Below are 23,973 nucleotides of genomic sequence, written 5' to 3'. Positions count from 1 at the left end.
GGCGGTGATGGAGACGGCGGTGGTGGAGCCGGCGGTGGTGGTTTCGTGGCCGGCGCCGCAGGCTCAGGTCTGGCAGACGGGGCACCAGAACACGATGCGCTCGCTCGTCGGGTTCGCTCCGAGATCGGTGCGGCGGATGAGGGTGCCGCACCGGCGGCACGGCTTGTTCTCTCGGCGATAGACCCAGTCCTGCTGGCCGGGGCGCGTGTCGCCGGTGAAGGTGCGGCCCGCCCTGTCGCGGTTCGCGCGAATCATCCGCGCCGCGGTGTCGACCAGGCCCGCGGCGTCGACGTCGGTCGCGGGGCGCGTCGGCAGGATGCCGCGAACGAACAGCAGCTCGTTCGCGTACTCGTTGCCGAGGCCGGCGAGGTTCCGCTGATCGAGGATCGCGACGTGCACGGGGCGGGGGTCGGATGCCACCCGGCGTGCTGCCTCCGCGGCATCCCAGTCGGGCCCGAGGAGGTCGGGTCCGAGGTGCCCGACGAGCTCGCTCTCGCTGTCGGTCGGGACGAGGTCGACCATCGCGATCTCGAACCCGACGGCGACGGCACGGGCCGTACCCAGGATCGCGCGCGCCTGATACGCGGGGGAGCGCCAGCGTTCGCCCGGACGGAAGACGAGCCACCGCCCCTCCATCTTGAGGTGGGAGTGCAGCGTCTGATCGCCGATGCGCATCAGCAGGTGCTTCCCGCGGGGGACCACCTCGTGCACGGTCTCGCCGGTGAGGTCGGCGGTCGCGTAGCGCGGAACGCGCAGATCGAACCGCGTGACCTCCTGCCCCGCGAGGGCGTCGTTCAGTCGCCGCGCCGCGCGGAAGACGGTGTCGCCCTCAGGCATCCGCGCCCCTCACTCCAGGCATCCTGCCACCGCCGCCGCGCCAGGCACCGCCGCGGTCACCGCTGCCGCCGGAGCGTCAGGCCGCGGCTCGACTCGACGAAGCCCGCGGCGAGGAGCGCCTTTCCGACGGGTGTGCCGTAGACGAACGCGCCCGACACCTGTTCGACGGTCAGGGTGTCGAGTCGGCGCGCGCGGGCCGTGTCGACGAGGCTCCGCGCGGCGGCGGCGAGGATGTCCTCATCGTCGGTGAACGCCAGCGCCGATCGACCGCCTCGCTCGAGGTAGAGGACGAGCGCGCCGTCGACGAGCGTCACGAGGCCGCCGGCCTTCCGTCCGGGCCGGTGGCCGACGCCCTCGAGCGCGGGCCACGCGAGCGCCGCGCCGTACGGGTTCGCGGGGTCGGTCGCGGCGAGGGTCAGCGCGTCGAGCGGTGCCGGGTCGGGGACGGCGGCGAACGTCCGTAGCCGGTCGACGGTCGCCGACGACGCGAACTGCGCCGCCCCGAGCTTCTCGATGAAGTACCCGCGCCGTGTGTGCCCGGCATCCTCGAATCCGGCGAGCGTCCGGTAGACCTGCGCGAAACCGCCCGGCACGCCCTCGGTCTGCACGCTTCCGCGCGTCACGACGCCGTAGCGCTCGAGCAGGACGCTCGCCGCGGCCGTGGCGCGCAGCGCGGCATCGGCGCTCGGTTCGGGAAGAAGCGACCAACGCCCGCCGATCAGCGGGGGGCGCTGCGGAGCGCGGTGCGGGGCGGCGGATGCCTGAGGGCGCGCGGCGGCGAGCGGCGTGCCCCGGAACATGCGCGCCCGGGGGGTGCGCCGGGCGGTGCGATGCGCCTGCGAGCCCCCCGCCAGAAGCGCGCGCACCGGCGCGAAAGTGTCGTTCGTGACCCGTCCGGTCCAGGTGAGGTTCCACAGCGCCTCGACGACCGACTGCTCGCTCTCCGCGCCCGTCGCCGCCACGAGCTGGGCGGCGAAGTACGCGCCGCCGGTCTCCATCGCCGACAGCAGCTGCTGCTCGAGGACGCTCGGCGGCTCGGCGTCATCGGGGAGCGCGAGGGTCAGGGCGACGGTGTCTGCCGGATGCAGGGCGATCCAGCCGTCGCGACCGGGGAGGGAGCCGTGCCCCGACCAGAGGACCTCACCGGTGGCCGTCAGTTCGTCGAGCATCGTCGGGCTGTAGTCGGACACCCGCCCCGGCAGGATCAGCGACTCCCACGCGCTCGCCGGGAGCGGCACCCCGGCGAGCTGCTCGATCACGGCGAGCACGCCGTCGACGCCCTCGAGCGCGCGGCCGGCGGTTCCCCGCTCGGCGCGGGCGCCGCCCGGGAGCGGAGCGGCGACGTGCTGCCACGCCGGGAGGAAACGCGCGAAGGCGTCGGGCGAGACCGGCTCCACCGTGCCGCGGATCGCGGCGAGCGATCGCAGTCGCAGGCGGCGCAGGACCTCGGCGTCGCACCATTCGGCGTCGTTGTCGGCGCCGGCGGACGAGTCGCCTCCGCCCGGTCCGGGCAGGAAGAACCCGCTTGCCAGGCGTCCCTGCGATTCGAGACGCTGCAGGGTCTGTCGCGCGACCGCCGCACCGATTCCGAGGCGCGCGGCGACGTCCGACGTGCGGAACGGGCCGTGGGTCCGCGCGAACCGGGCGACCAGATCGGCGAGGGGATCGACGACCGGCTCCAGGAATGCGACCGGGATGCCCACGGGAAGCGCCACGCCGAGCGCGTCGCGGAGGCGTCCGGCATCCTCGATCTGCGCGACGCGCGGCGCGCCCGCGATCGTCACCGAGATCGCGCGCCGCGCGGTCACGAGCTCGTCGAGATGGGCGGAGGCGGTCTCGAGCGTGCCGTCCTCGAGACGCGTCGCGACCTCCGTCGCATCGAGGGGTCCGAGCAGACGCAGCAGATCGGCGACGCCCTCGACGCCGCGCACGCGCCGGTCGGGTTCGAGGCGCTGCGCTTCGGCCTCGAACTGCGCGATGACGTCGGGGTCGAGCAGCTCGCGCATCTCGACCTTGCCGAGCAGCTCCGACAGGAGCGCCGGATCGACCGACAGCGCCGCCGCGCGCCGCTCGGCCAGCGGCGAGTCGCCCTCGTACATGAACGCGCCGACGTATCCGAAGAGGAGGTCGCGGGCGAACGGGGAGGGCTGCGTCGTCGTCGTTTCGACGAGACGGATACGGCGATCGCCGATCGCGCGGGTGATGCGCAGCAGGGCGGGGAGGTCGTAGACGTCCTGCAGCACCTCGCGGAGCGTCTCGAGGATGATCGGGAACGTCGGATGGTTCTTCGCCACCTCGAGCAACTGCGCCGACTTCTGCCGCTGCTGCCAGAGCGGTGAGCGCCGCGCGGGATTGAGACGCGGCAGGAGCAGAGCCCGGGCCGCGCACTCGCGGAACCGCGACGCGAAGAGGGCCGAGCCGCCGACCTCGTCGGTGACGATCTGTTCGAGCTCGTCGGCCTCGAAGACGAAGAGCTCCGCCCCGGGCGGCTCGCTCTCGGCATCCGGCACCCGCACGATGATGCCGTCGTCGCTCGCCACCGCCGATCCCTCGACCCCGAGCCGCTCCCGCACGCGCGCATTCACCGCCAGCGCCCAGGGTGAGTGCACGTGCATGCCGTACGGGGAATGAAGGATGATGCGCCAGTCGCCGACCTCGTCGCGGGACCGCTCCACGGTGAGCGTCTTGTCGGTGGGAAGGCTCCCCGTCGCTTCCTTCTGCTCACCGAGGTAGGCGAGGAGATTGCCGATTGCGTTGTCGTCGAGCCCCGACTCCCGAAGCCGTTCGGAGGCCTTCTCCGGCGAGGCGGCGACCACCTCGCGCGAGAAGGCGCCGAGGGCCTCGCCGAGCTCCGCGGGGCGGCCGAGACCGTCACCGTGCCAGAACGGGAGCTTTCCCGGTTGCCCGAAGGCCGGGAGCACGTTGACCCGATCGTGCGTGATCTCCACGATCCGCCAGCTCGTGGTGCCGAGCGTGAAGACGTCGTTCACGCGAGACTCGTAGACCATCTCCTCGTCGAGCTCGCCGACGCGGGCGTTGCGCGTCTCGCCCGCGACGAAGACGCCGAACAGGCCGCGGTCGGGGATCGTGCCGCCGCTCGTCACCGCGACGCGCTGCGCGCCGGGCCGCCCGGTGAGGGTGCCGTGGTCGCGATCCCACACGAGGCGCGGGCGCAGCTCGGCGAACTCGTCGGAGGGGTACTTGCCGGCCAGCAGGTCGAGCGTGGCCTCATACGCCGACCTCGGCAGCGTGCGAAACGGCGCGGACCGCTTCACGGTCTCGAACCACTCCTCGACGTCGATCGCCCCCGTCGCGCACGCGGCGATCGTCTGCTGCGCCAGGATGTCGAGCGGGTTCGCGGGAACGGTGATCGCCTCGATCTTGCCCGCGAGCATCCGCTCCGTGACGACCGCCGTGTGCAGGACGTCGCCCCGGTGCTTCGGGAAGAGCGCCGCCCGGCTGATCTCGCCGACCTGGTGCCCCGCGCGCCCGACGCGCTGCAACCCCGAGGCCGCCGACGGCGGGGCTTCGACCTGGATGACGAGGTCGACCGCGCCCATGTCGATGCCGAGTTCGAGCGAGCTCGTCGCGACGACGCAGCGCAGGATGCCGGATTTGAGCTCATCCTCCACCTGCGCGCGCTGCTCCTTCGACACCGAGCCGTGGTGGGCCTTCGCGAGCACGGGCGCGACACCAGCCGAGGTGCCGGCCTGCGCCATCATCGCGGCGGGGACGGTCGGGTCGGGGGTCTCGAGGCCGAGGCGCTCGGCGTAGATCTCGTTGAGCCGACCGGTGAGGCGCTCGGCGAGGCGGCGAGAGTTCGCGAAGACGATCGTCGAGCGGTGCGCGAGCACGCGGTCGACGATCGCCTCCTCGACGTGGGGCCACACCGAACCGGTGACCTCGGACGGCTGCGACGGCGCGGAGAACCAGTCGCCGTCGCCCTCGTCGGGGTCCGCGTCGTCGGCATCCGGCGCCACGTCTTCGGCGGCGCGCGGGGGCGGAGGCGGATTCAGCATGTCGTCCATGGGAACGACCACCTGCAGGTCGAATGTCTTCGACGCGCGCGGTGCGACGATCTCGACGGGCGCCGACCCGCCCAGGAAGCGCGCCACCTCGTCGATCGGGCGCACCGTCGCCGACAGCCCGATGCGCTGGGCCGGGGATTCGAGCAGCGCGTCGAGGCGCTCGAGGCTCACCGCGAGGTGCGCTCCGCGCTTGGTCGCCGCGACCGCGTGCACCTCGTCGACGATCACGGTGTGCACGCCCCGCAAGGTCTCGGATGCCTGCGACGTGAGCATCAGGTAGAGCGATTCGGGGGTCGTGATGAGGATGTCGGGAGGGTCGGCGACGAGCTTTCGCCGATCGGCGGACGTCGTGTCCCCCGAGCGCACGCCGACGGTGACATCGGGCACGGCGATCCCGAGGCGACGCGCCGACTGGCCGATGCCGACCAGCGGCGAGCGGAGGTTCCGTTCGACGTCGACGCCGAGAGCCTTGAGGGGTGAGACGTAGAGGACGCGCGTCTGCGCGGCATCCTTCGCCTTCGCGGACTTCTTCTTCGCGCGGCCTTTTCCGGGGGTCGCGTCGTCGACGGGCGCGGGCGGTGCGACGGGCTTCTCGCGGAAGATCCGGTCGATGGCCCACAGGAACGCCGACAGCGTCTTGCCCGACCCGGTCGGCGCGACGACGAGCGCGTGCTTGCCGTGCGAGATCGCCTCCCACGCGCCCGCCTGGGCCGAGGTGGGCTCGGCGAACGCGCCGCGGAACCAGTCCTGCGTCGCAGGACCGAACCGCGCCAGCACCTCCGGGGAGGAGTCCCCGGGGCGCGTCGCGCTCGTCGTCGTGTCGGTCACCCTCCCATCTTCGCCCCGACCTCCGACATCAGGTCGGGTGCTCGCGACGGGCGAACGCGGTGTGTACCGTATTCCGTTCCACCGCGCGATCCGCGACCGCCGCCCCGCGACTTTCCGGGGCGTGCGGCCTGCGCGGCTCGCGCGAAGACTGAACACGGCACGCGCGCCCAGCTACACCCCGTCGGACTCCACGCCGTCGATCGCCGCTTCATGCAGCTCACCGTCCCGCAGCTCCAGCACGAGATCCGGCGCCACGCGGCGGAGGAACGCGTCGTCGTGGCTCACGACGACGATCCCGCCGCGGAACGCGCCGAGCGCCGAGACCACCTGGTCGACCGTGTCGAGGTCGAGGTTGTTGGTCGGTTCGTCGAGGACGAGCAGCTGCGGCGGAGGATCGGCCATCAGCAGGCAGGCGAGCGCCAGGCGGAACCGCTCGCCGCCCGACAGCGCCGACACCGGGCGCAGCACCGTGTCGCCGCGCAGCAGGAACCGCGCGAGCCGGTTGCGCAGCTCGACGTCGCCGATGCCCGGCGCCGCGCGGCGCAGGTTCTCGAGCGGCGAGACGGTCTCGTCGAGACCATCCACGCGCTGCGAAAGGTATCCGATCCGATCGGTGCGCGCCTCGGCGTGCGCGTCTCGCAGGAGATCTGCGCCCGCAGAGTCCGAAACCGCCCCTTCCGGGCCCGTCGACGCGAAATCTCCTGCGACATGACCGCGACCGGTCGTCGCCGACCCCACCAGGCGCCGCAACAGCGTCGTCTTTCCGGCGCCGTTCGGCCCGACGAGCGCGAACCGCTCCGGGCCCTGCAGCACCCACGACCGGCCTGCGCCGGTGAAGGTCGCCATTCGGCGCCCCGCGCCCACGCCGGGGTCGGGCAGATCGATGCGTACGCTGTCGTCGTCGCGCACCCGGCGTTCGGCCGCGTCGAGCGCGGCCCGGGCCTCCGCCTCTTTGCCCGCCGCTTCGCCGCGGAGGCGCCCGGCCGACTCCTGCGCCGCGCGCTTGCGGGCGTTCATGATGATCTTCGGCTGGCGTTTCTCGACCGAAGCCTTGCGTCCCATCGCCGCGCGCGTCGAGAGCACCTGCTCCTGGTGGATGCGGTCGCGCTTCTCGCGCCGCACGACCTGTCGCGCGGCGGTCTCGGCCTGGCGCGCCGCCGCTTGCTCGGCATCCAGCGCCTCGCGCCACGCGGAATAGCCGCCACCGAACGTCGTCAGCGCGCTGCCGTACAGCTCGGCGGTGTCGTCCATGAGGTCGAGGAGCGTCGTGTCGTGGCTCACGACGACGAGCGCGCCGCGCCAGCGGCGCACGAGGTCGTACACCCGCGCCCGCGCGTCGCGGTCGAGATTATTGGTCGGTTCGTCGAGCAGCGCGATCGGCGCGCCCTGCAGCCGCACGCCGGTGAGCGCGACGAGCACCGCCTCGCCGCCGGAGAGCTCTCCGACGCGGCGGCCCAAGGCATCCGGCGGGAGCCCCGCCTCGACGAGCGCGGCCGTGGCGCGCGCCTCGACGTCCCAGTCGTCGCCGACCGTGTCGAAGTGCGCCGGATCGACGTCGCCCGCCGCGATGGCGCGCACGGCGTCGACGGCGGCTCCCACGCCGAGCAGATCGGCGACGCGGCGGTCGGTGTCGAGGGTCAGCAGCTGCGGCAGGAGGTCGACGTCGCCGGTCGTCGCTATGGTGCCGGATGCCGGACGGTGCTGCCCCGCGATGAGACCGAGGAGCGTCGACTTGCCGGCGCCGTTCCGGCCGACGAGGCCCGTGCGGCCGGCGCCGAACGCGCCGGAGACCTCGTGCAGCGCGGGTGTGCCGTCGGGCCAGGTGAAGGTGACGCGGTCGAGGACGACCGCGGGGTGGGAGTGGATCGTGGTGGGCATGGGGTCCTCCGATGTCGTGCCGGAGCACGGGCGTTCAGAGCGCAGACGCCGCACACACCGGATGCCTCGGACGCACGGACCCGCGAAGCTGCGGGACTCCGGTGGGAGAGGCGGAAGGTCGACGGCCTGCGCGGGGTGGGGCGCGGCGCGTCGACGAACGAACAGCCGGGGGCGCTGCCTCGATGAAGCATCGGGCGAGGCGGGAGTCCGGGAGGTCGAGGATCCGAAACGGAAGGGTCGACGGGTCAGCGCAGGATCACAGCGCGGCGTCGATTGCCTTCAACGGTCTTCCTCACACTCGGGACCAGGACACTCACCAGTCTAGCGGGCCTCGGCGGGAGGGCGGAGGGGCGTCTCGACTCCGCCCGAGGGACTCGATCAACGACCGGAGCGGGTGACGGGCGTGGCGGGGTCAGGGCCCGGGGTCAGCGGGGAGCGCGGCGAGCTGCTTGTCGAGGAACGCGCGGACATCGGCGAGTTCGTCCTCCGACACGCTGTGCGAGAGGCCCGGGTAGACGCGGCCGCTCAGCTCGACGAACCTCGGCAGCCACTCGATCGTGTGCGCGACGCGGGCGGGCGGGATCACGTCGTCGCGCGCACCGCGCCCCCAGAAGACGGGCGGGCGGATGCCGGCGAGCACCTCATCGGTCGGGAGCGACCCGTCGGCGACGAACCCCGCGAGGTTCACGACGAACGCGAAGCGCTCGGGGCGCAGACGCAGCGCCTGCAGGGCGATCACGGCGCCCTGGGAGAATCCGAGGAGCCCGACCGACGCCGCGGCATCCACCGCCCGATCGAGCCACGCGAGGAGCGCTTCCGCCGCGGCGGTCACGGCCCCGGCATCCTGCGTCTGCAGCCCTTCGATCGGGAACCACGACCAGCCCGGCGTGGGGAACGGCGGCGTGAGGGGTGCGCGCACCGCGGCCACCACGAACTCGTCGGGAAGGTAGGGCACGAGGCCGAAGAGATCGCCCTCTTCCGAACCGTATCCGTGGAGCAGCACGAGCACCGGCCGCTCCGCGCGCTCCGTCGGGTCGAGGGCGGGCGGGGCCGACCACAGTACGGCCGCGTCGTCCAATTCGGGGGTCTCGTCCACGCGGCCATCCTTGCAGGGGGTGCGGACACGGCGCATCCCGGCCCGGCGGCGCGAGGGGGTATACATGGAGCATGGCCGTGCGCACCCCCGACCCCGACCCCAACGAGCGCGACGACGACTCCACGCCGCGCGATCCCCTCGGCGGCCTCGGCGGGGGCGGCATCGGCGGCGGCATCGGCGGCGGAGGCCGCTCCGGACATCCCCTCGGCGACGGCAGCTTCGGCCACCCCGCCCCGGGAAACGCCGCGAACCCGGGTTGGCTGACCGACGTCGAGCTCGCCGAGGCGCGCCGCCGCCTGCCGATCCTCTACGTCGAGGCGGTGCCGGTCCGCACCGACGGGATGGGGCAGGTCACGCAGGTCGGCGTGCTCCTCCGGGCGACGCCGTTGGGCGAGATCACCCGCTCGATCGTGTCGGGTCGGGTCCGCTACGGCGAGACCGTCCGCGACGCGCTCTTCCGTCACCTCGAGAACGACCTGGGCCCGATGGCGTTCCCGCTCCTCCCGCCGCAGCCCGTGCCGTTCACGGTCGCCGAGTACTTCCCGATCCCCGGGGTGAGCGCGTTCCACGACGACCGCCAGCACGCGGTCTCGCTCGCCTTCGTGGTACCCGTCACCGGCACGTGCGAGCCCCGCCAGGACGCGCTCGAGGTCACGTGGATGGGCCCCGACGAAGCGGCCTCCGACTCTCTCGCCGCCGAGATGGAGGGCGGCCGCTCGACGCTCCTCCGCCAGGCGCTCGCCTCGGTCGGCGCTCTGCGCTGAACACGCCCTCCGCACCCGGCGTGACGTGCGCGAGGCGGCCCCGTCGGTGGCGCCGCGTAGGCTCGGAGGATGGATGTCCCGACGATGACCGCACCCGAGCCGCTCACCTTCCCCGCCGACACGGACGGCTGGCTGGCCTTCGTCACCGAGCGCCCGCAGGGCGCGGTCGCCGCCGTGGCAGAGCTCGACGCGCGACTCGCGCGAGCGGATGCCGACGGCCTCGACGCCGTCGCCCGCCTCGCTCTCTGGAACGACGCCGAGCTCGCCCTCGGGCAGGCGACGAGCGAGGTGTACCTCCTCAGCGAATCGCACCCCGACGCCGCCGTCCGCGGTGCGGCGGAGGAGAACGTGCAGCGCCTCGAAGCGCTCGCCGCCGGGCGCCTGCTCGACCGCGCGCTGTTCGCGGCCCTCGCGGCGATCACGCCCGACGAGGCATCCGCCCGCCTCGACCACGACCAGCAACGCCTGCTCACCCAGGTGCTCCGCGACTTCCGCCGCGGCGGGGTCGACCTGCCCGACGCGCAGCGCGAGCGGGTGCGCGAGCTGACCGACCGCGACACCGAGTTGAGCCTCGAGTTCTCCCGCAACATCCGCGACGGTCGGCGCGAGATCCGCGTCGCCCCCGAGGCGCTCGCCGGGCTCCCGCAGGACTTCATCGACGAGCACCCGCCGGGTGACGACGGACGCGTCGTGCTCACCACGGATTACCCCGACCTCATGCCGGTGCGGGAATATGCGACCGACCGCGCGACCCGCGCCGCGCTCGTCGCCGCCTACAACGACCTCGCCTGGCCCGAGAACGACGCGATCCTGCGCGAACTCCTCGACGTACGCGCCGAGCGCGCGGCGCTTCTCGGCTACGGCTCCTGGGCCGACTTCGAGACCGAGACGCGCATGATCGGGCACACCGATCCCGGGCACGGCGGGCGCGCGATCGCCGCTTTCCTCGACCGGCTCGACGCGGCTTCCGTCGTCGCCGCCGCGGCGGAATACCCGGTGCTCCTCGACCGGCTGCAGCAGGACGACCCCTCGGCGACCGAGGTCACGGTCGCCGACCTCTTCTACCTGCTGAGCACGTTGCGCAACGAGCGCCACGAGGTCGACGCACAGCTCGTCCGCTCTTACTTCACCTTCGATCGCGTGCTGCCGGGCCTGCTCGAGACGACCGGGCGGCTGCTCGACGTGGAATACGTCGAGGTCGACGTCGCGACCTGGCACGACGACGTCCACTCGTACGACGTCGTGCGCGGTGGCGAGCGGCTCGGCCGCATCCATCTCGACCTGCACCCGCGCGCCGGCAAGTACACCCACGCCGCGTGCTTCGGCCTCGCCCCGGGCGTCACCGGGCGGGTGCTTCCCGAGTCGGTGCTCCTCTGCAACTTCGCGCGCGGATTCATGACGCACGACGAGGTCGTCACGTTCTTCCACGAGTTCGGACACCTCGTCCACGCGATCCTCGGCGGCGACCAGCGCGTCGCCCGTTTCACCGGCGTCGCGACCGAGTGGGACTTCGTCGAGGCGCCCAGCCAGCTGCTGGAGGAGTGGGCGTGGGATGCCGACGTCCTCGCGACCTTCACGGCGAACGGCGCCGGTGAGCCGATCCCTGCCGACCTCGTCGCGAAGATGAAGGTCGCCGACGCGTTCGGCCGTGCCCTCGAGGTGCGCCGCCAGCTCGGTCACGCCCAGGTGTCCTACCACCTGCACGTCGACCGGCCCGAAGACCTGCAGGCCGCGACCGAGCACTGGTATCGCGTGACCTCGCCGGTGCAGCCGCTCGCCGGTGCGCACTCGTACGCCGGCTTCGGTCACCTCACCGGCTACGGGTCGTGCTACTACACCTATCAGTGGAGCCTCGTCATCGCCCGCGACCTGCTCTCGGCGTTCGCGGGTGACCTCGCCGACGCCGAGGTCGCGACCCGCTACCGCCGCGAGATCCTCGAGCCCGGCGGCAGCCGCGACGCCGCGGATCTGGTGGAGGCGTTCCTGGGGCGTCCGTTCTCGTTCGAGGCGTACCGGGAGTGGCTCGCGGGCGCCTGATCGGGCGCCGCAACCACACGTCTTCCGCACGCCATTTCGCGCGTGGGGACAAGGCCCCGGTCGGGTACGATTCGAGTGTCGGCCGACCCGGGCCGCGTTCCCCCCTCGGCGGCGTTCCCTGCCGCCTGCTCGAAGCGGAGACCCCTGTGTCCGACCAGTCCCCCCGTGATGATGTTCCCGGATCCTCGCCGTTCGACGAGCTGATGGCGGGGGCGCAGAGTTCGGCATCCGGCGCCTCGTCCTCTTCTGGATCGTCGCACGGCGGCGAGTTCACGACGACGTTCCGCGGCTACGACAAGGCCGAGGTCGACGCGGCCATCGCGGCCCTCACCGCCCAGCGCGGCGCGAGCTCCGACGAGCTCGCCCAGCTGAAGGACACGCACCACCGCGCGACGGTCGAGCTCAAGGGGCACAAGGCGAAGATCGACGAGCTCGAGCGGAAGCTCTCGAACCTCCAGTCCGACCTCGCCGTCGAGTCCGCGCGTGCGGCGAACGCCGAGGACAAGGTGCAGACCCTCAGCGACGAGCTGGTGAACGCCGCCGACGAGTCGTCGAAGGGCCGCGAGCGGTTCGAGGAGGTCCTCCGCGTCGCGGAGGAGCAGGCATCCGTCATCATCAAGAACGCGAGCGTCCAGGCCGACCGGCTGCTCGAGGCCGCGCGCGACGAGATCGCCTCGCAGCGCGCCGCCGCTCAGGCCGACGCCGACGCCCTGAAGCAGCAGGCGGAGACGGATGCCGCGCAGGCGCGCCTGCGCATCGAGACCGAGCTCACCGCCCACACCGCGCAGCTCGACCGCGAAGCTGCGCACGCCGCCGAGAAGGTCGCGCAAGCCGATCAGGAGGCCGCCGCGATCCGCACTGAGGCCGAGAAGGGCGCGGCCGCGCTCCGCTCCCTCGTCGCCCGCGAAGCCGAGCAGGCGCGTGCCGAGGCCGACGAGGCCCTGCGCGAGCAGCGCATGCGTACGCTCGAGTTCGAAGAGGCGCTCACCCGTCGCCAGGATGACGCGCAGCAGGAGTTCCTCATGCTCCACAACCAGGCGGTCGCCCACGCGGAGCGCATCACGCAGGACGCGAACGAGCAGGTCGCAGCCTCGGTCGAGCACGCGCAGCGCATCACGGCGAAGGCCGATGACTTCGACAAGCTCATGCGGGCGCAGTCGCAGCAGGTCGAAGCCGACGCGAAGCTCCGCGCTCGCGAGATCCTCGACCGTGCGAGCGTCAAGGCGCAGAAGATCATCGACACCGTCACGCAGCACTCGCAGGCGGTGCTCCGCGACGCGGAGGACCGCACGCGCGCTCTGCGCTGGCAGCAGCAGCAGCTGACGAGCTTCATGTCCGAGGTCAAGGAGCTCATGCGCTCCGAGGGAGCCGGCGGGCAGGAGGCGGGCGGGTCGGAGGCCGACGACGCCTCGGCATCCGGTTCCGCCACGGGCAAGAGCGCGAGGCCCGTCGCCGACGCCGGCCGGGACGAGACCGCCGAAGGCTGAGGGGTTTCGGCATGGGTCGTATGGCCGATCGGCTCTGACCGGCCTCACTCTCCTCAGTAGGGCACTCCAGCACCATCGGCCATACGACTCAGCCGTCGGGTCGCGTCAGGTGAGGCGCGCGAGCTCCGCGACGAACGCGTCGACGTCCTGCTCGGTCGTGTCGAACGAGCACATCCAGCGGACCTCGTTCCTCGCCGCATCCCAGTCGTAGAACCGGAACGAGCGCCGCAGCTCGTCGGCGACGCCGTCGGGCAATGTCGCGAAGACGCCGTTCGACTGCGTCGGCTGGCTGAACGCGACGCCCGAGATCGAACCGTCCGCGATCCCCGCCTCGACGCCCGCCCGCAGGCGCGCCGCCATCGCGTTGGCGTGCCGCGCGTTCCGGAGGTAGAGGTCGCCCTCGAGGAGCGCGATGAGCTGCGCCGAGACGAACCGCATCTTCGACGCGAGCTGCATGTTGAGCTTCCGCAGGTACACGAGGCCCTCGGATGCCGCGGCATCCAGCATCACGACGGCCTCGCCCCCGAGCGCCCCGTTCTTCGTGCCGCCGAAGCTCAGCACGTCGACGCCGGCATCGGTCGTGAAGGCGCGCAGCGGCAGATCGAGCGCCGCCGCCGCGTTCGAGATGCGGGCACCGTCGAGGTGCAGGCGCATGCCGCGGGCGTGGGCATGGTCGGCGAGTGCGCGGATCTCGTCGGGTGTGTACAGCGTGCCGAGCTCGGTCGACTGCGTGATCGAGACGACGAGCGGCTGCGCGCGGTGCTCGTCGCCCCAGCCCCACGCCTCCCGGTCGACGAGGTCGGGGGTGAGCTTGCCGTCATCCGTCGGCACGTTCAGGATCTTGATGCCCGCGACCCGCTCGGGGGCGCCCCCCTCGTCGACGTTGATGTGGGCGGTGGATGCCGCGATCACCGCGCCCCAGCGCGGCAGCATCGACTGCAGGCCCGTGACGTTCGCCCCCGTGCCGTTGAAGACCGGAAAGGCCTGGACACCGTCGCCGAAGTGCGCGGCGAAGACCTCCTGGAGGCGTGCGGTGTAGGCATCCTCGCCATACGCGATCTGGTGTCCGTCGTTCGCCGCGGCGATCGCCGCGAGGATCTCGGGGTGGACGCCGGAGTAGTTGTCGCTGGCGAAGCCGCGGATATCACGATCGTGGAGCGTTGTCACCGCTCCAGCCTAGATTCTCCCTGCGCTCTAGGCTTTCGCCATGGCCACCTCACGTGCGAACGACATCCTTCGTCAGATCGCGGTCATCAGCGCGTTCTGCTTCATGATCATCGGCGACATGGTCGGGATCGGGGCCTTCGGCGGCACGCCGATCCAGGACGCCGTCGGCGGCGCCTTCGACCCGGATGCCTCGTACCTCACTCCCGCGACGGAGGCGTTCAGCATCTGGTCGGCGATCTACCTGGGCCTCCTCGGCTACACGATCTGGCAGGCGCTGCCAGCCCAGCGCGAGCGGTTACGTCAGCGCGCTCTCGGATGGTGGATCGCCCTCACGATGGTGCTGAACGGGCTGTGGCTTGTGACGGTGCAGTTCGCGGGCATCTGGGCGACGGTGGTCGTCCTGGTCGCACTCCTCGTGGCCCTGTGCATCACGTACGTGAAGGTCATCCGCACGCGCGAGCCCGGTGCCGGATTCTGGGATGGCCTGCTGATCGACGCGACGACGGGCCTTCACCTCGGGTGGGCAACGCTCGCGACGGTCGCGAACCTCGGCGCGGCGCTCACCGTCACCGTGCCGGCGTCGTGGGAGTCGGCGGCCGATGTCCTGGGCGTCATCGTCGTCGCCGCGGTCGCGGTGATCGGTGTGGCGCTCGCCGCCTGGTCGCACTGGCGCATCGCGCCGGGCCTCGCGATCGGGTGGGGCCTCAGCTGGCTCGCGGTCGCGCGTCTGACGGGAGACCTGCAGAGCACCCCGATCGCGGTGGCGGCGATCATCGCCACGGTGATCGTCGTGTCGGTGCCGGTGATCGCGCGCGTCCTCGACCGGGTGCGCGGGGACGACGCGCCGCAGAGCGCCTGAGGGCGCGCGGGTCTGAGCGCCTGAGCGCCGGAGGCGCGTCGGCGGGGCGCCCGTTCCTCGGCATCCTCGTCTTCGCCCCCGTGGCGTTCACGACGAAGTCGTACCGCATCCTCTCGGCCGAGTTCGCCGTCGCGCCAGACGCCTCCCCGGCCGACGAGGTCGACGAAGCGAACGGGACGTCGCATCGGCCGGAGGCCGGGCCTCCGGTCGGTCCGGCGTCGGCGGCGCAGGCCCGCGGCGGCGTGGCCGAGCAGGAATGATCGGTCACCCGGCGGCGAGCTCGATCACGGTGTCGTTGATCGCGGCGGCGTCGGCATCCCACAGCCCGACGAACGCGTCCGCGAGCGCGTCTTCGAGACCCGTGAGCGCACGCACGCGGAAGATGACGGAAGCCGCGGCGAGCGGTGTCGCGGCATCGCGCGCGGCCCTCGCGAAGGCCTGCGCCATCGCGCGCGCCCAGGCCTCCTCGGCGGCTTTCACCGCGGCGTAGTTCGCGCCGCCCGCGAGCGGGCGGGCGACCGCCGTCGACGACACGATCGCCGTCCGCGCGGCGGGGGAGTCGATGAGGTCGTCCCACAGCGCGCGACTCACGTGGCGGAGGGAAGTGAGCCCGCCTTCGAGGGCGCGATAGTCGGCATCCGTCTGGCCGGGCAGCCCGCCGCCCCCGCGCCAGCCGCCGACGAGATGCAGGATGCCGTCGACCCGTACCCCTTCGGAATGCAGCGCGGTGACGAGAGCGTCGACCGCGGCCTTGTCGGCGAGGTCGCAGATTTCGGTCCGTGCGCCGAGGTCTGCGAGCGTCGCGAGCCGGGCGCCATCCCGCCCGACCGCGACCACCTGCCCTCGGGCGTGCAGCAGAGCACGCGTCGCCGCGAGTCCGCTCGCGCTCGTCGCCCCCGCGAGGAGCACGGTGCGCTCATGCATCGCGGCCGGTGATCCCCTCGGTCGAGGCGATGACATCGCGCATCTTCTTCTCCAGGGCCTCGAAGAACATCGACAGCGGGAACTCGTCGTCGAGCACCGCGTCGGTGTAGGCCTTCGGCGGTCCCGCGAGCACCTCGTCGGGCAGCCCCCGCGCCCACTGCGAGGCGGGGTGCGGCGTCAGCACCGAGCGGACGAGGTCGTACGCGGCGAGCCAATGCGCGACCTTCGGGCGGTCGATCGATTCCCAGTACAGCCGGTCGATGGCATCGGCCAGCTCGACGACGGCACCCGGCACCTCGGCCCAGTCGAACGCGAGCTGCGTGTCGGTCCAGTGCAGCACGCCGCGCTGGTGCAGCCACGCGAACAGCAGCTGCCCGCCGAGGCCGTCGTAGTTCCGCACCCGCGACCCGGTGATCGCGAACCGGAAGATCCGGTCGAAGATCACCGCATACTGCACGAGCCGCGCGTGCGCTCCGATGTCGTCGCCCCGTGCGCCGAGCGCGACGCACTCGCGGAACGCCGTCAGGTCGCAGCGCAGCTCTTCGAGGGAGTAGAGGAAGAACGGCATCCGCTGCTTGATCATGAACGGGTCGAACGGCAGGTCGCCCCGCATGTGCGTGCGGTCGTGGATCAGATCCCACATGACAAACGTCTCTTCGGCCAGCGCCTGGTCATCGAGCAGCTCCGCCGCATCGGCGGGCAGGTCGAGCTTCGTGATGTCGGATGCCGCGGCCAGCACGCGCCGGAACCGCGCGGCCTCGCGATCTTGGAAGATCGCGCCCCACGTGAACGCGGGGATCTCGCGCATGGCGACGGTCTCGGGGAAGAGGACTGCCGAGTTCGTGTCGTACCCCGGCGTGAAGTCGAGCAGGCGCAGGCTCACGAACAGGCGGTTCGTGTACGTCTCCTCGACCTCGGCGATGAACTCCGGCCAGATCACCTCGCACAGCACCGCCTCGAGGTGGCGGTTCCGCGACCCGTTCTGGGTGTACATCGGGAAGACGACGAGGTGCGCGAGCCCGTCGACGCGGTGCTCCTGCGGCTGGAACGCGACGAGCGAGTCCAGGAAGTCGGGCACGCCGAATCCTTCGTCCTCCCAGCGGCGGAGGTCGGCGACGGATGCCTCGAGGTACGCGGCGTCGTGCGGGAACAGCGGCGCGAGGGTTTCGATCGACGCGATGACGGTTTCGACAAGGCGTGACGCGTCGGGGTGGTCGGCGGAGTCGGGGATCGACCCGTCCTGTGCCTGCAAGGGCTGCACCGCGGTCGCGGCATCCTTCAACGCCAGCCATGCGGGCTGCTCCGCGAGCGGGCGCCCGTCGTCGATGACGGTGTTCACGGCGGTGGGGTGAGCGTCGAGAAGGGACATGTGAGCGCCTCCGATCGGGAAGAGGCCCGCCGAAGACGCGACGGGCAGGAAATATTACGGCGCTGATCGCCATCAACAGGTAGTCTTCCAGACATGGAAGATGCTGTCGACCGGCGGATCGTCGCCAAGGTGTCCCGCGACGGTCGAGCGACGCTGGCCGATCTCTCTGCCGCGACCGGTCTGTCGGTGTCAGCGGTGCAGGCGCGGCTCAAGCGCCTCGAAGCGCGCGGAGTGATCACGGGGTATCGCGCACTCGTCGACGCGGAGGCGGTGGGACGCCCGCTCGCCGCGTTCATCGAGATCACGCCGCTCGATCCTGCCCAGCCCGACACGGCGCCCGAGCTGCTCGAGCACCTCGACGCGATCGAGGCGTGCCACTCCATCGCCGGCGACGCGGCCTACATGCTGTTCGCGCGCGTCGCATCGCCGCGCGCGCTCGAGGATCTCGTCCGCGAGATCCGCCACGCGGCGAACGTGTCGACTCGCACGACCGTCGTGCTGCAGACCTTCTTCGAGCACCGCCCGACGGTCACCGGCCCGGCAGACGCGACCCCTCTACCGCCGACCCCTCTGCCGCGACCCCCTCTGCCGCCGGGGTGATCATCGGGGCATAATCGCCCCATGGAGAGCGTCGGCCTCACCTTCCTCTATTCGCCCCGTCCGCGAGCTCGGGCCCACGGTCGCGTTCTACCGAGACGTGCTCGACTGGGTGGAGGCGTGGAGCGAGGGCGACGAGACGGTGGCCTTCCAGGTTCCCGGATCCTCCATCCAGGTCATGGTCTCGATCGACCACTACTCCGAACGCCCCGGACCGATGTACCGCGTGCCCGACCTCGACGCCTTCCTCGCCGCCCGCCCGGAACTCGTCGTCATCATGCCTCCCCGCGGCATCCCCGGCGGACGCGTCGTGAGCGTCTCCGACGGCGGCGGCAACAGCCTCTACTTCTTCGAGTACGACGAGAGCGCGGGCTGAGCGCCGACAAGCCCCGCCCGCGCGGGGCCTGCCGGATACATCCGCAGAAGGATGCCGGGGCCGCACCCGTCGCGTAGCGTCGAAGCGTGTTCCGACCGATGACCCGCACCCAGCTCGTCGTCGACGTGACGGCGGCGGCGCTGTTCTTCGTGGGTGCCGTGCTCCTGAGCTTCGTCGGCACGGCGGGCATCAGTCTCACCCGCGTGCAGTTCGTCGCGACGGTCGCGCTGTTCGCGGTCTTCTCGGCGGGGCTCGCGATCCGTCGCTGGTCGCCGACGCTGGCGCTCGCCGTCGCCTGGTTCGGCGCGCTCGTGCAGATGGCGTTCGCGTTGCCCCCGCTCCCGGCGAACCTCGCGATCTTCGCCATCCTGTACGCGGCGGCGGTGTACGGCACGCGCCTCGCGTACTGGCTGAGCTTCGCGTCGTCGATCGTCGGCGCGCTCGTGATCACGCTGTATCTGGTCGTGCCGCCCGTGCTGGCCGGAGGCTGGACGCTGGCGACGGCCGCCTCGACGTATGCCTTCCTCGCGGCGACGGTCTTCGTGTCGGCGGCCCTCGCACTGCTCCTGTCGTGGACGGCAGGCGCCCTCGTGCGCACCGGCGTCCGTGCGCGCGAGAACCGGCGCGCTCAGGAGATCGCCGAGGCGCAGGCGGCCGCCGAGGCGGAGCGCACCCGCATCGCCCGCGACATGCACGACGTCGTCGCGCACTCGCTCGCCGTGGTCATCGCGCAGGCCGACGGCGCGCGCTACGCCGCGGCCGCCGAACCGCAGGCGGCGACGGCGGCGCTCGGCACGATATCGACGGCGGCGCGCGCGGCGCTCTCCGACGTCCGCATGCTCCTCACCCAGCTCCGCCACACCCAGTCGGAGGGACCCCAGCCGACCCTCGCCGACCTCGAAACGCTGTACGCGCAGGTGCGTGCGGCGGGAGTCGCCCTCGAGGTCGACGTCGACCCCGCCCCGCGCGCCGAGGTCCCCGCCGCGACGCAGCTCGCGGTCTACCGCATCCTGCAGGAGGCGCTCACCAACGCGCTCCGGCACGGGGCTCCGGGCGCCGTCGCGGTCGGGCTCGCGTGGCACGATGACCGGGTGGAGCTCTCGGTGACGAATCCGACGGCCGATGCCGACGGCGACGCGCCGAGCCGCGGGCACGGACTCATCGGCATGCGCGAGCGCGCGCAACTCGCCGGCGGGTCGCTCGACGCCGCCGCCGAGGGCGGGCGGTTCGTCGTCCGGGCGCGCCTGCCGATCGGGGAGGCGGCGTGAGCGGCGCGGCGATCCGGGTGGTCCTCGTCGACGATCAGGCGCTCTTCCGCGCCGGCATCCGCATGGTGATCGACTCGCAGTCCGACCTCGAGGTCGTCGGCGAGGCGGGCGACGGCGAGGACGGCGTCCGGGTCGTCCGCGAGGTGCGGCCCGACGTCGTGCTGATGGACATCCGGATGCCGGTGCGCGACGGCCTCGCGGCCACCGCAGACCTGCTCGCCGACCCGGCGTTCGCGGGCGATCCGCCGAAGATCGTGATGCTGACGACGTTCGACCTCGACGAGGCGGCGGCCCGCGCGATCCGCCAGGGGGCGAGCGGGTTCCTTCTGAAGGATGCCGACCCCGAGTTCCTCCTCGCCGCGATCCGCACCGTGCACGCGGGGTCGTCGGTCATCGCGGCATCCGCGACCCGCGACCTGTTCGCGCACTTCGCCGACTCGACCGCCGCGCCCGTCCCCGCAGCGTACGGCGACCTCACCGAGCGGGAGCGGGAGATCTTCGCCCTCGCCGCGCGCGGGCTGTCGAACGCCGAGATCGCGCAGCGCGAGTTCCTCTCCGAGGCGACCGTCAAGACGCACATCAGCCGGATTCTCGGCAAGCTCGCCCTGCGCGACCGCGTGCAGCTCGTCGTGTTCGCGTTCGAGCACGGCCTCGCCTGATCGGCCGACCGGCGGGTGCCTCGTTGGACGGGCGCCGACCTCGCCATCGCCCGCACGTTCTGCACCGAAAGCAGGCTCAACCGGCCAACGGGGGCCGCCCCAGCCTCCGCGAGTGCGATCGAGCCTGCTTTCGCGACGGAACGCGGATCATCCTCCCGATGTACGCGCCAGCGACCGCCGACCGACGCGCGGGCGCACCCGCCGTCCGTAGCGTCGAAGGCATGGAGATCACGACGACAGACCTGGGCCTCGCGGCCCGCGTGCAGAACCTCGGCAAGAGCTACGGAGCCGGCGACACGGCCGTCCGCGCGCTCGACGGCGTGACCGTCGGCATCCGTCGCGGCGAGTTCACGGCGATCATGGGCCCCTCGGGCTCCGGCAAGTCGACCCTGATGCACATCATGGCCGGGCTCGACGCGCCGACGAGCGGCCGCGCGTGGATCGGCGACACCGAGATCACGGGGCTCTCCGACCTCGAGCTGACGATCCTGCGCCGCCGCCGCGTCGGGTTCGTCTTCCAGGCGTTCAACCTCGTGCCGACCCTCGACGCCCTCGGCAACATCCTCCTTCCGTTCGACCTCGACGGGCGCACCCCGTCCGCACTCGAACGCGCCCGCATCGAGGGCCTTATCGACTCGCTCGGCCTGCGCGCTCGCTTGCGCCACCGCCCGCACGAGCTCTCCGGCGGGCAACAGCAGCGCGTCGCGATCGCCCGCGCCCTCGCGACCGCCCCCGACCTCGTCTTCGCCGACGAGCCGACCGGAAATCTCGACTCCCGCTCGAGCCGCGAGGTGCTCGCCCTTCTCGCGGCGGCGACCCGCGAGCACGGCCAGTCGATCGCGATGGTGACGCACGACCCCGTCGCCGCCTCGCACGCCGACCGGGTGCTCTTCCTCGGCGACGGACGGGTCGTCGCCGACAAGCCGCGCCAGAGCGCCGAGCAGGTCTCGGCGTTCATGCTCGCCGCGGAGGTGGCGGCGTGACCGCCGTCGCGGCGCCAACCCGCGGCACAGGGGCGGATGCCTGGGCGACCCGCGGCCGAGGCGACAGTTTCTCCTGGCTCCGCGAGCGGGGGATGGGCGCGACGATCCTCGTCGCGGGTATCTCGACGGCCTTCGGTGTCCTGCTCCTGAGAGCGACGGGCTACATCGGCGCATGGTTGCGGAGCGACCCGTACCTCGGCGGAGGCGAGACCGTCACGATCGTCGTCGGCATCCTGAGCGTTCTGCTCGTCGGCGTCGCGGTGTACGTCGCGTCGATCGTGACGGCGAACACCTTCGCGACGATCGTTGCGGGGCGCACGCGTGACATCGCGCTCCTCCGGCTCATCGGAGCGTCCGCGCGCTCGCAGCGCCGGGCCGTCGCCCGCCAGGGGATCGTCGTCGGCGCGATCGGCGCTGTGGTAGGCCTCGTCGCGGGAACGGCCGGCGCCGGGGTGCTGACGGCGTGGGCGGATGCCGCGCTGGGACTGTCGACCGGGTACCAGGTGCTGCAGCCCGTGCTCCTCGTGCCCGCCGTCGTCGTAGCGCTCACCACGTGGGCGGGCGCATGGTCGGGGTCGCGTCGCGTGCTCACGGTCACGCCGCTGCAGGCGGTCTCGGGCGCCGCGCCCCGCACGCACGACGAGGTCGCCTCGTCCCGCGGCCGACGCGCCGCGGCGATCGTGCTGTTCGCCGTCGGCGCCGCGCTCCTCGGCCTCGGGGTGCTCGCGGGGCTCGTGAGCCCGCTCGGCGTCGTGGTCGCCTTCGGGGGAGGCATCCTCTCGTTCACCGGTCTCGCGCTGGGCGCCGTCGTCGTCATGCCGCCGCTTCTGCGGCTGACGGGGCGGCTGTTCGGGCGATCGGCGACGGCGCATCTCGCCGCCGAGAACGCGCTCCGCTACCCCGAGCGGTCCAGCCGCATGGCGATCGGTGTCGTCATGGGGGTGACGCTCGTCGTGATGTTCGCTGTCGCGAACGCGTCGGTCAAGGCCGTGCTCACGGCGTCCGCCGGCGGGGAGCCGCCTGCCGAGATGTCGCAGATCATGGACACGTTCGCCGCGATCATGATGGGGCTCGTCGCCGTCTCAGCGGTCATCGCGGGCGTCGGGCTCGTCAACCTCCTCACGATCGGCGTCGTGCAGCGCCGGCGTGAACTCGGCCTCCTGCGGGCGCTCGGGCTGACCGCCCCCCAGGTGCGCCGCGTCGTCCTCCTCGAGGCCGTGCACGTCACGATCACCGCCCTCGTTCTCGGCCTCGCGCTGGGGATCGTCTACGGGTGGGTCGCGGCGCAGTCGCTCCTCGGCTCGATCAGCGCGCCGCCGTCGTGGTCGTCGCCGACGCTCGTCGCGCCCGGCATCCCGTGGGGCACGATGCTGCTCGTGGTCGCCCTGACTGCCGCCCTCACCCTCGTCGCCGCGGTGGTGCCGACGCGGCTCGCGACGCGGGTGACCGCGGTCGAGGCGCTCGCCGAGTAGCCCGACCGCGCGGGTGCGGCGCGCGTCAGACCTCGGGTTCGCCCGGATCGTCGCCGGCGAGCTCGGGGTCGTGCGCCCACGTCGGCGCGAGCTGCTTCAGGCGCGCGCCGCGCCACTGCCACGCCGCCCACAGCGCCGGCCACAGCAGGGGAGCTGCCGCGCCGCCGATCACGAGCCGGTCGCGCCACAGCGTCTTCGTCGCGTCGCCGGGCGCGGGCGAGACGGCCATCTGGTGGTCCCAGACGTCGAGCGCCGCAAGCGGGCCGGTCAGCGGGATGCCGCTGTCGCGGAAGACCCGCACCGGACCGTTCGCGTCCTTCGTGTACCGCTCGCTCACGTGGATCAGCTGATCGCCGAGCGCGAGCCCTCCGCTCGGGATGCCGAGCTGCATCCGCACCGGGACGTCAGCCCCCGGCTCGAGCGTCGTCGGCATGCCGGCGGCCTCCATGGGGGCGAGGTCGAGGAGCGGACCGTAAAGGTCGGCGACGGCGCGCGGCGAGTGGAGCGCCCGCCAGGCCGCGTCGGCGTCGCAGTCGAGGACGAGCTTCAGCATGATCCGCATGCGCACAGTCTCCCATCCGCACCCGCACCCGCACCCGCACCGGCGCCCGCACCCGCGCCCGCCTAGGCTGGAAGGATGCCCTCGCCGTTCGACCAGTCCCGCTACCAGGTGCGCTTCGAGTGGGGAACACGGGGACTCGCCCGCCTCGCGCCCGCCGATGTCGTCGTGGTCGTCGACGTGCTGCGCTTCAGCTCGACGGTGACCTCGCGCGTCGACGCGGGGGAGACCGTGCCGCTGGATGCCGCCGCCCACGCCGTCTCGCTGAACGGCGCCGCTGTCGCGCGCGCCGCCGCTGCCACGCGCACCGCCGCGCAAGCTGCCGCTCTCGCGCCCCCCACAGCCGCACAGTCCTCGGTCGCGTCCGGCCCGCGGCCCCTCGTGCTGCTCGGTGCCCTGCGTAACGCCTCTGCCGTCGCCGACGCGATCGTCGCCGAGCAGCATCGCCACGGCGATCGCACGAGCGTCGCCGTCATCGCCGCGGGCGAACTGACCGCGCGCACGCCCGACGCCGACCTCCGGGTCGCCGTGGAGGACCTGCTCGGCGCGGGCGCCGTCATCGATGCGTTGAGCACCCGCGGCATCGACCACACGTCGCCCGAGTCCGCCGCGGCGCGCGAGTCGTTCCGCGGTCTGCGCGGGGCGGTGCGTCACCTCCTCACCGCGAGCGGTTCGGGTCAGGAGCTCCTCGAGCGCGGCGCGCGCGACGAGGTGCTCGCCGCCGCCGACGTGGATGCCTCGGCATCCGTCCCCGCCCTCCGCGACGGGGTCTTCGTCGCCTACTG

General features: G+C 72.6%; 20 protein-coding genes. 12 read left to right on the top strand and 8 right to left on the bottom strand.

What is annotated here, in order from left to right; translation table 11 throughout:
- Positions 1 to 63: 63 nt before the first annotated feature.
- The 4 genes from AC3ENQ_RS11045 to AC3ENQ_RS11030 all read right to left on the bottom strand — a co-directional run bounded on the left by AC3ENQ_RS11045 (position 64) and on the right by AC3ENQ_RS11030 (position 8,703).
- Complete coding sequence (locus AC3ENQ_RS11045) at positions 64 to 837, bottom strand: DNA-formamidopyrimidine glycosylase family protein (protein WP_431804553.1); 774 nt, start codon at positions 835 to 837, stop codon at positions 64 to 66.
- Between the two features lie 56 nt (positions 838 to 893).
- Complete coding sequence (locus tag AC3ENQ_RS11040; protein ID WP_431804551.1) at positions 894 to 5,693, bottom strand: ATP-dependent helicase; 4,800 nt, start codon at positions 5,691 to 5,693, stop codon at positions 894 to 896.
- A 171-nt stretch (positions 5,694 to 5,864) separates the two neighbouring features.
- Positions 5,865 to 7,571: an ABC-F family ATP-binding cassette domain-containing protein gene (locus AC3ENQ_RS11035; RefSeq protein ID WP_431804549.1), complete on the bottom strand. Its 1,707-nt coding sequence runs from the start codon at positions 7,569 to 7,571 to the stop codon at positions 5,865 to 5,867.
- Positions 7,572 to 7,983: 412 nt separating this feature from the next.
- Entirely contained in the window at positions 7,984 to 8,703 is a 720-nt protein-coding gene (locus AC3ENQ_RS11030) for an alpha/beta hydrolase (RefSeq protein WP_431804734.1), read from the bottom strand.
- Between the two features lie 35 nt (positions 8,704 to 8,738).
- Between AC3ENQ_RS11030 and AC3ENQ_RS11025 the strand changes: the two genes are divergently transcribed.
- From AC3ENQ_RS11025 to AC3ENQ_RS11015, 3 genes are all read left to right on the top strand, one after another.
- Positions 8,739 to 9,431 carry an NUDIX hydrolase family protein gene (locus AC3ENQ_RS11025; protein WP_431804547.1) on the top strand — a complete coding sequence of 231 codons (693 nt, stop codon included), beginning with the start codon at positions 8,739 to 8,741 and terminating at the stop codon, positions 9,429 to 9,431.
- An 84-nt stretch (positions 9,432 to 9,515) separates the two neighbouring features.
- The gene (locus AC3ENQ_RS11020; RefSeq protein ID WP_431804732.1) at positions 9,516 to 11,468 is read left to right on the top strand and encodes a M3 family metallopeptidase; all 1,953 of its coding nucleotides are present in this window, start codon (positions 9,516 to 9,518) and stop codon (positions 11,466 to 11,468) included.
- A 146-nt stretch (positions 11,469 to 11,614) separates the two neighbouring features.
- Positions 11,615 to 12,955 carry a DivIVA domain-containing protein gene (locus AC3ENQ_RS11015; protein WP_431804545.1) on the top strand — a complete coding sequence of 447 codons (1,341 nt, stop codon included), beginning with the start codon at positions 11,615 to 11,617 and terminating at the stop codon, positions 12,953 to 12,955.
- A gap of 105 nt (positions 12,956 to 13,060) precedes the next feature.
- Here AC3ENQ_RS11015 and AC3ENQ_RS11010 read toward each other — a convergent pair whose 3' ends face one another.
- Positions 13,061 to 14,122 carry a threonine aldolase family protein gene (locus AC3ENQ_RS11010; RefSeq protein ID WP_431804543.1) on the bottom strand — a complete coding sequence of 354 codons (1,062 nt, stop codon included), beginning with the start codon at positions 14,120 to 14,122 and terminating at the stop codon, positions 13,061 to 13,063.
- 40 nt (positions 14,123 to 14,162) lie between these two features.
- Here AC3ENQ_RS11010 and AC3ENQ_RS11005 point away from each other — a divergent pair, with 40 nt between their 5' ends.
- Together AC3ENQ_RS11005 and AC3ENQ_RS11000 are read left to right on the top strand one after the other, a co-directional pair.
- Entirely contained in the window at positions 14,163 to 14,981 is an 819-nt protein-coding gene (locus AC3ENQ_RS11005; protein WP_431804541.1) for a tryptophan-rich sensory protein, read from the top strand.
- 80 nt (positions 14,982 to 15,061) lie between these two features.
- Entirely contained in the window at positions 15,062 to 15,241 is a 180-nt protein-coding gene (locus tag AC3ENQ_RS11000) for a hypothetical protein (protein WP_431804539.1), read from the top strand.
- Between the two features lie 4 nt (positions 15,242 to 15,245).
- Here the strand turns inward: AC3ENQ_RS11000 and AC3ENQ_RS10995 are convergent, their stop codons facing one another.
- Complete coding sequence (locus AC3ENQ_RS10995; RefSeq protein ID WP_431804537.1) at positions 15,246 to 15,905, bottom strand: SDR family NAD(P)-dependent oxidoreductase; 660 nt, start codon at positions 15,903 to 15,905, stop codon at positions 15,246 to 15,248.
- Positions 15,898 to 17,274 (bottom strand): DUF6421 family protein, encoded by a 1,377-nt coding sequence (locus tag AC3ENQ_RS10990; protein ID WP_431804535.1) that lies wholly within the window; start codon positions 17,272 to 17,274, stop codon positions 15,898 to 15,900. The genes AC3ENQ_RS10995 and AC3ENQ_RS10990 overlap by 8 nt, the downstream gene beginning before the upstream one ends.
- A 93-nt stretch (positions 17,275 to 17,367) precedes the next feature.
- Here AC3ENQ_RS10990 and AC3ENQ_RS10985 point away from each other — a divergent pair, with 93 nt between their 5' ends.
- The 6 genes from AC3ENQ_RS10985 (at position 17,368) to AC3ENQ_RS10960 (ending at position 22,629) form a co-directional block, all read left to right on the top strand.
- The gene (locus tag AC3ENQ_RS10985; protein ID WP_431804533.1) at positions 17,368 to 17,874 is read left to right on the top strand and encodes an Lrp/AsnC family transcriptional regulator; all 507 of its coding nucleotides are present in this window, start codon (positions 17,368 to 17,370) and stop codon (positions 17,872 to 17,874) included.
- A 97-nt stretch (positions 17,875 to 17,971) separates the two neighbouring features.
- Positions 17,972 to 18,247 (top strand): hypothetical protein, encoded by a 276-nt coding sequence (locus AC3ENQ_RS10980; protein WP_431804531.1) that lies wholly within the window; start codon positions 17,972 to 17,974, stop codon positions 18,245 to 18,247.
- 86 nt (positions 18,248 to 18,333) lie between these two features.
- The gene (locus tag AC3ENQ_RS10975) at positions 18,334 to 19,515 is read left to right on the top strand and encodes a sensor histidine kinase (protein ID WP_431804529.1); all 1,182 of its coding nucleotides are present in this window, start codon (positions 18,334 to 18,336) and stop codon (positions 19,513 to 19,515) included.
- Positions 19,512 to 20,174 carry a response regulator gene (locus AC3ENQ_RS10970; protein ID WP_431804527.1) on the top strand — a complete coding sequence of 221 codons (663 nt, stop codon included), beginning with the start codon at positions 19,512 to 19,514 and terminating at the stop codon, positions 20,172 to 20,174. The genes AC3ENQ_RS10975 and AC3ENQ_RS10970 overlap by 4 nt, the downstream gene beginning before the upstream one ends.
- Before the next feature lie 221 nt (positions 20,175 to 20,395).
- Positions 20,396 to 21,157, top strand: a complete 762-nt coding sequence (locus AC3ENQ_RS10965; RefSeq protein WP_431804525.1) for an ABC transporter ATP-binding protein — start codon at positions 20,396 to 20,398, stop codon at positions 21,155 to 21,157.
- Entirely contained in the window at positions 21,154 to 22,629 is a 1,476-nt protein-coding gene (locus AC3ENQ_RS10960) for an ABC transporter permease (protein WP_431804523.1), read from the top strand. Before AC3ENQ_RS10965 ends, AC3ENQ_RS10960 begins: the two co-directional genes overlap by 4 nt.
- A 25-nt stretch (positions 22,630 to 22,654) precedes the next feature.
- Here the strand turns inward: AC3ENQ_RS10960 and AC3ENQ_RS10955 are convergent, their stop codons facing one another.
- A complete protein-coding gene (locus AC3ENQ_RS10955) occupies positions 22,655 to 23,191 on the bottom strand; it encodes a hypothetical protein (protein ID WP_431804521.1) in 537 nt (178 codons plus the stop codon).
- Between the two features lie 75 nt (positions 23,192 to 23,266).
- Between AC3ENQ_RS10955 and AC3ENQ_RS10950 the strand changes: the two genes are divergently transcribed.
- A partial coding sequence (locus AC3ENQ_RS10950; protein ID WP_431804519.1) for a 2-phosphosulfolactate phosphatase occupies positions 23,267 to 23,973 on the top strand: 707 nt, incomplete at its 3' end.

This window comes from Microbacterium sp. bgisy203 (assembly GCF_057706945.1).
This window is presented reverse-complemented; position numbering and strand designations above follow the sequence as displayed.

Coding starts and splice junctions, on each gene's coding strand:
- AC3ENQ_RS10990 (WP_431804535.1), bottom strand. CDS start 17,274: ATGTCCCTTCTCGACGCTCACCCCACCGCCGTGAACACCGTCATCGAC.
- AC3ENQ_RS11035 (WP_431804549.1), bottom strand. CDS start 7,571: ATGCCCACCACGATCCACTCCCACCCCGCGGTCGTCCTCGACCGCGTC.
- AC3ENQ_RS11020 (WP_431804732.1), top strand. CDS start 9,516: ATGACCGCACCCGAGCCGCTCACCTTCCCCGCCGACACGGACGGCTGG.
- AC3ENQ_RS10985 (WP_431804533.1), top strand. CDS start 17,368: ATGGAAGATGCTGTCGACCGGCGGATCGTCGCCAAGGTGTCCCGCGAC.
- AC3ENQ_RS10995 (WP_431804537.1), bottom strand. CDS start 15,905: ATGCATGAGCGCACCGTGCTCCTCGCGGGGGCGACGAGCGCGAGCGGA.
- AC3ENQ_RS11030 (WP_431804734.1), bottom strand. CDS start 8,703: ATGCGCCGTGTCCGCACCCCCTGCAAGGATGGCCGCGTGGACGAGACC.
- AC3ENQ_RS11045 (WP_431804553.1), bottom strand. CDS start 837: ATGCCTGAGGGCGACACCGTCTTCCGCGCGGCGCGGCGACTGAACGAC.
- AC3ENQ_RS11025 (WP_431804547.1), top strand. CDS start 8,739: ATGGCCGTGCGCACCCCCGACCCCGACCCCAACGAGCGCGACGACGAC.
- AC3ENQ_RS10955 (WP_431804521.1), bottom strand. CDS start 23,191: ATGCGGATCATGCTGAAGCTCGTCCTCGACTGCGACGCCGACGCGGCC.
- AC3ENQ_RS11005 (WP_431804541.1), top strand. CDS start 14,163: ATGGCCACCTCACGTGCGAACGACATCCTTCGTCAGATCGCGGTCATC.
- AC3ENQ_RS10965 (WP_431804525.1), top strand. CDS start 20,396: ATGGAGATCACGACGACAGACCTGGGCCTCGCGGCCCGCGTGCAGAAC.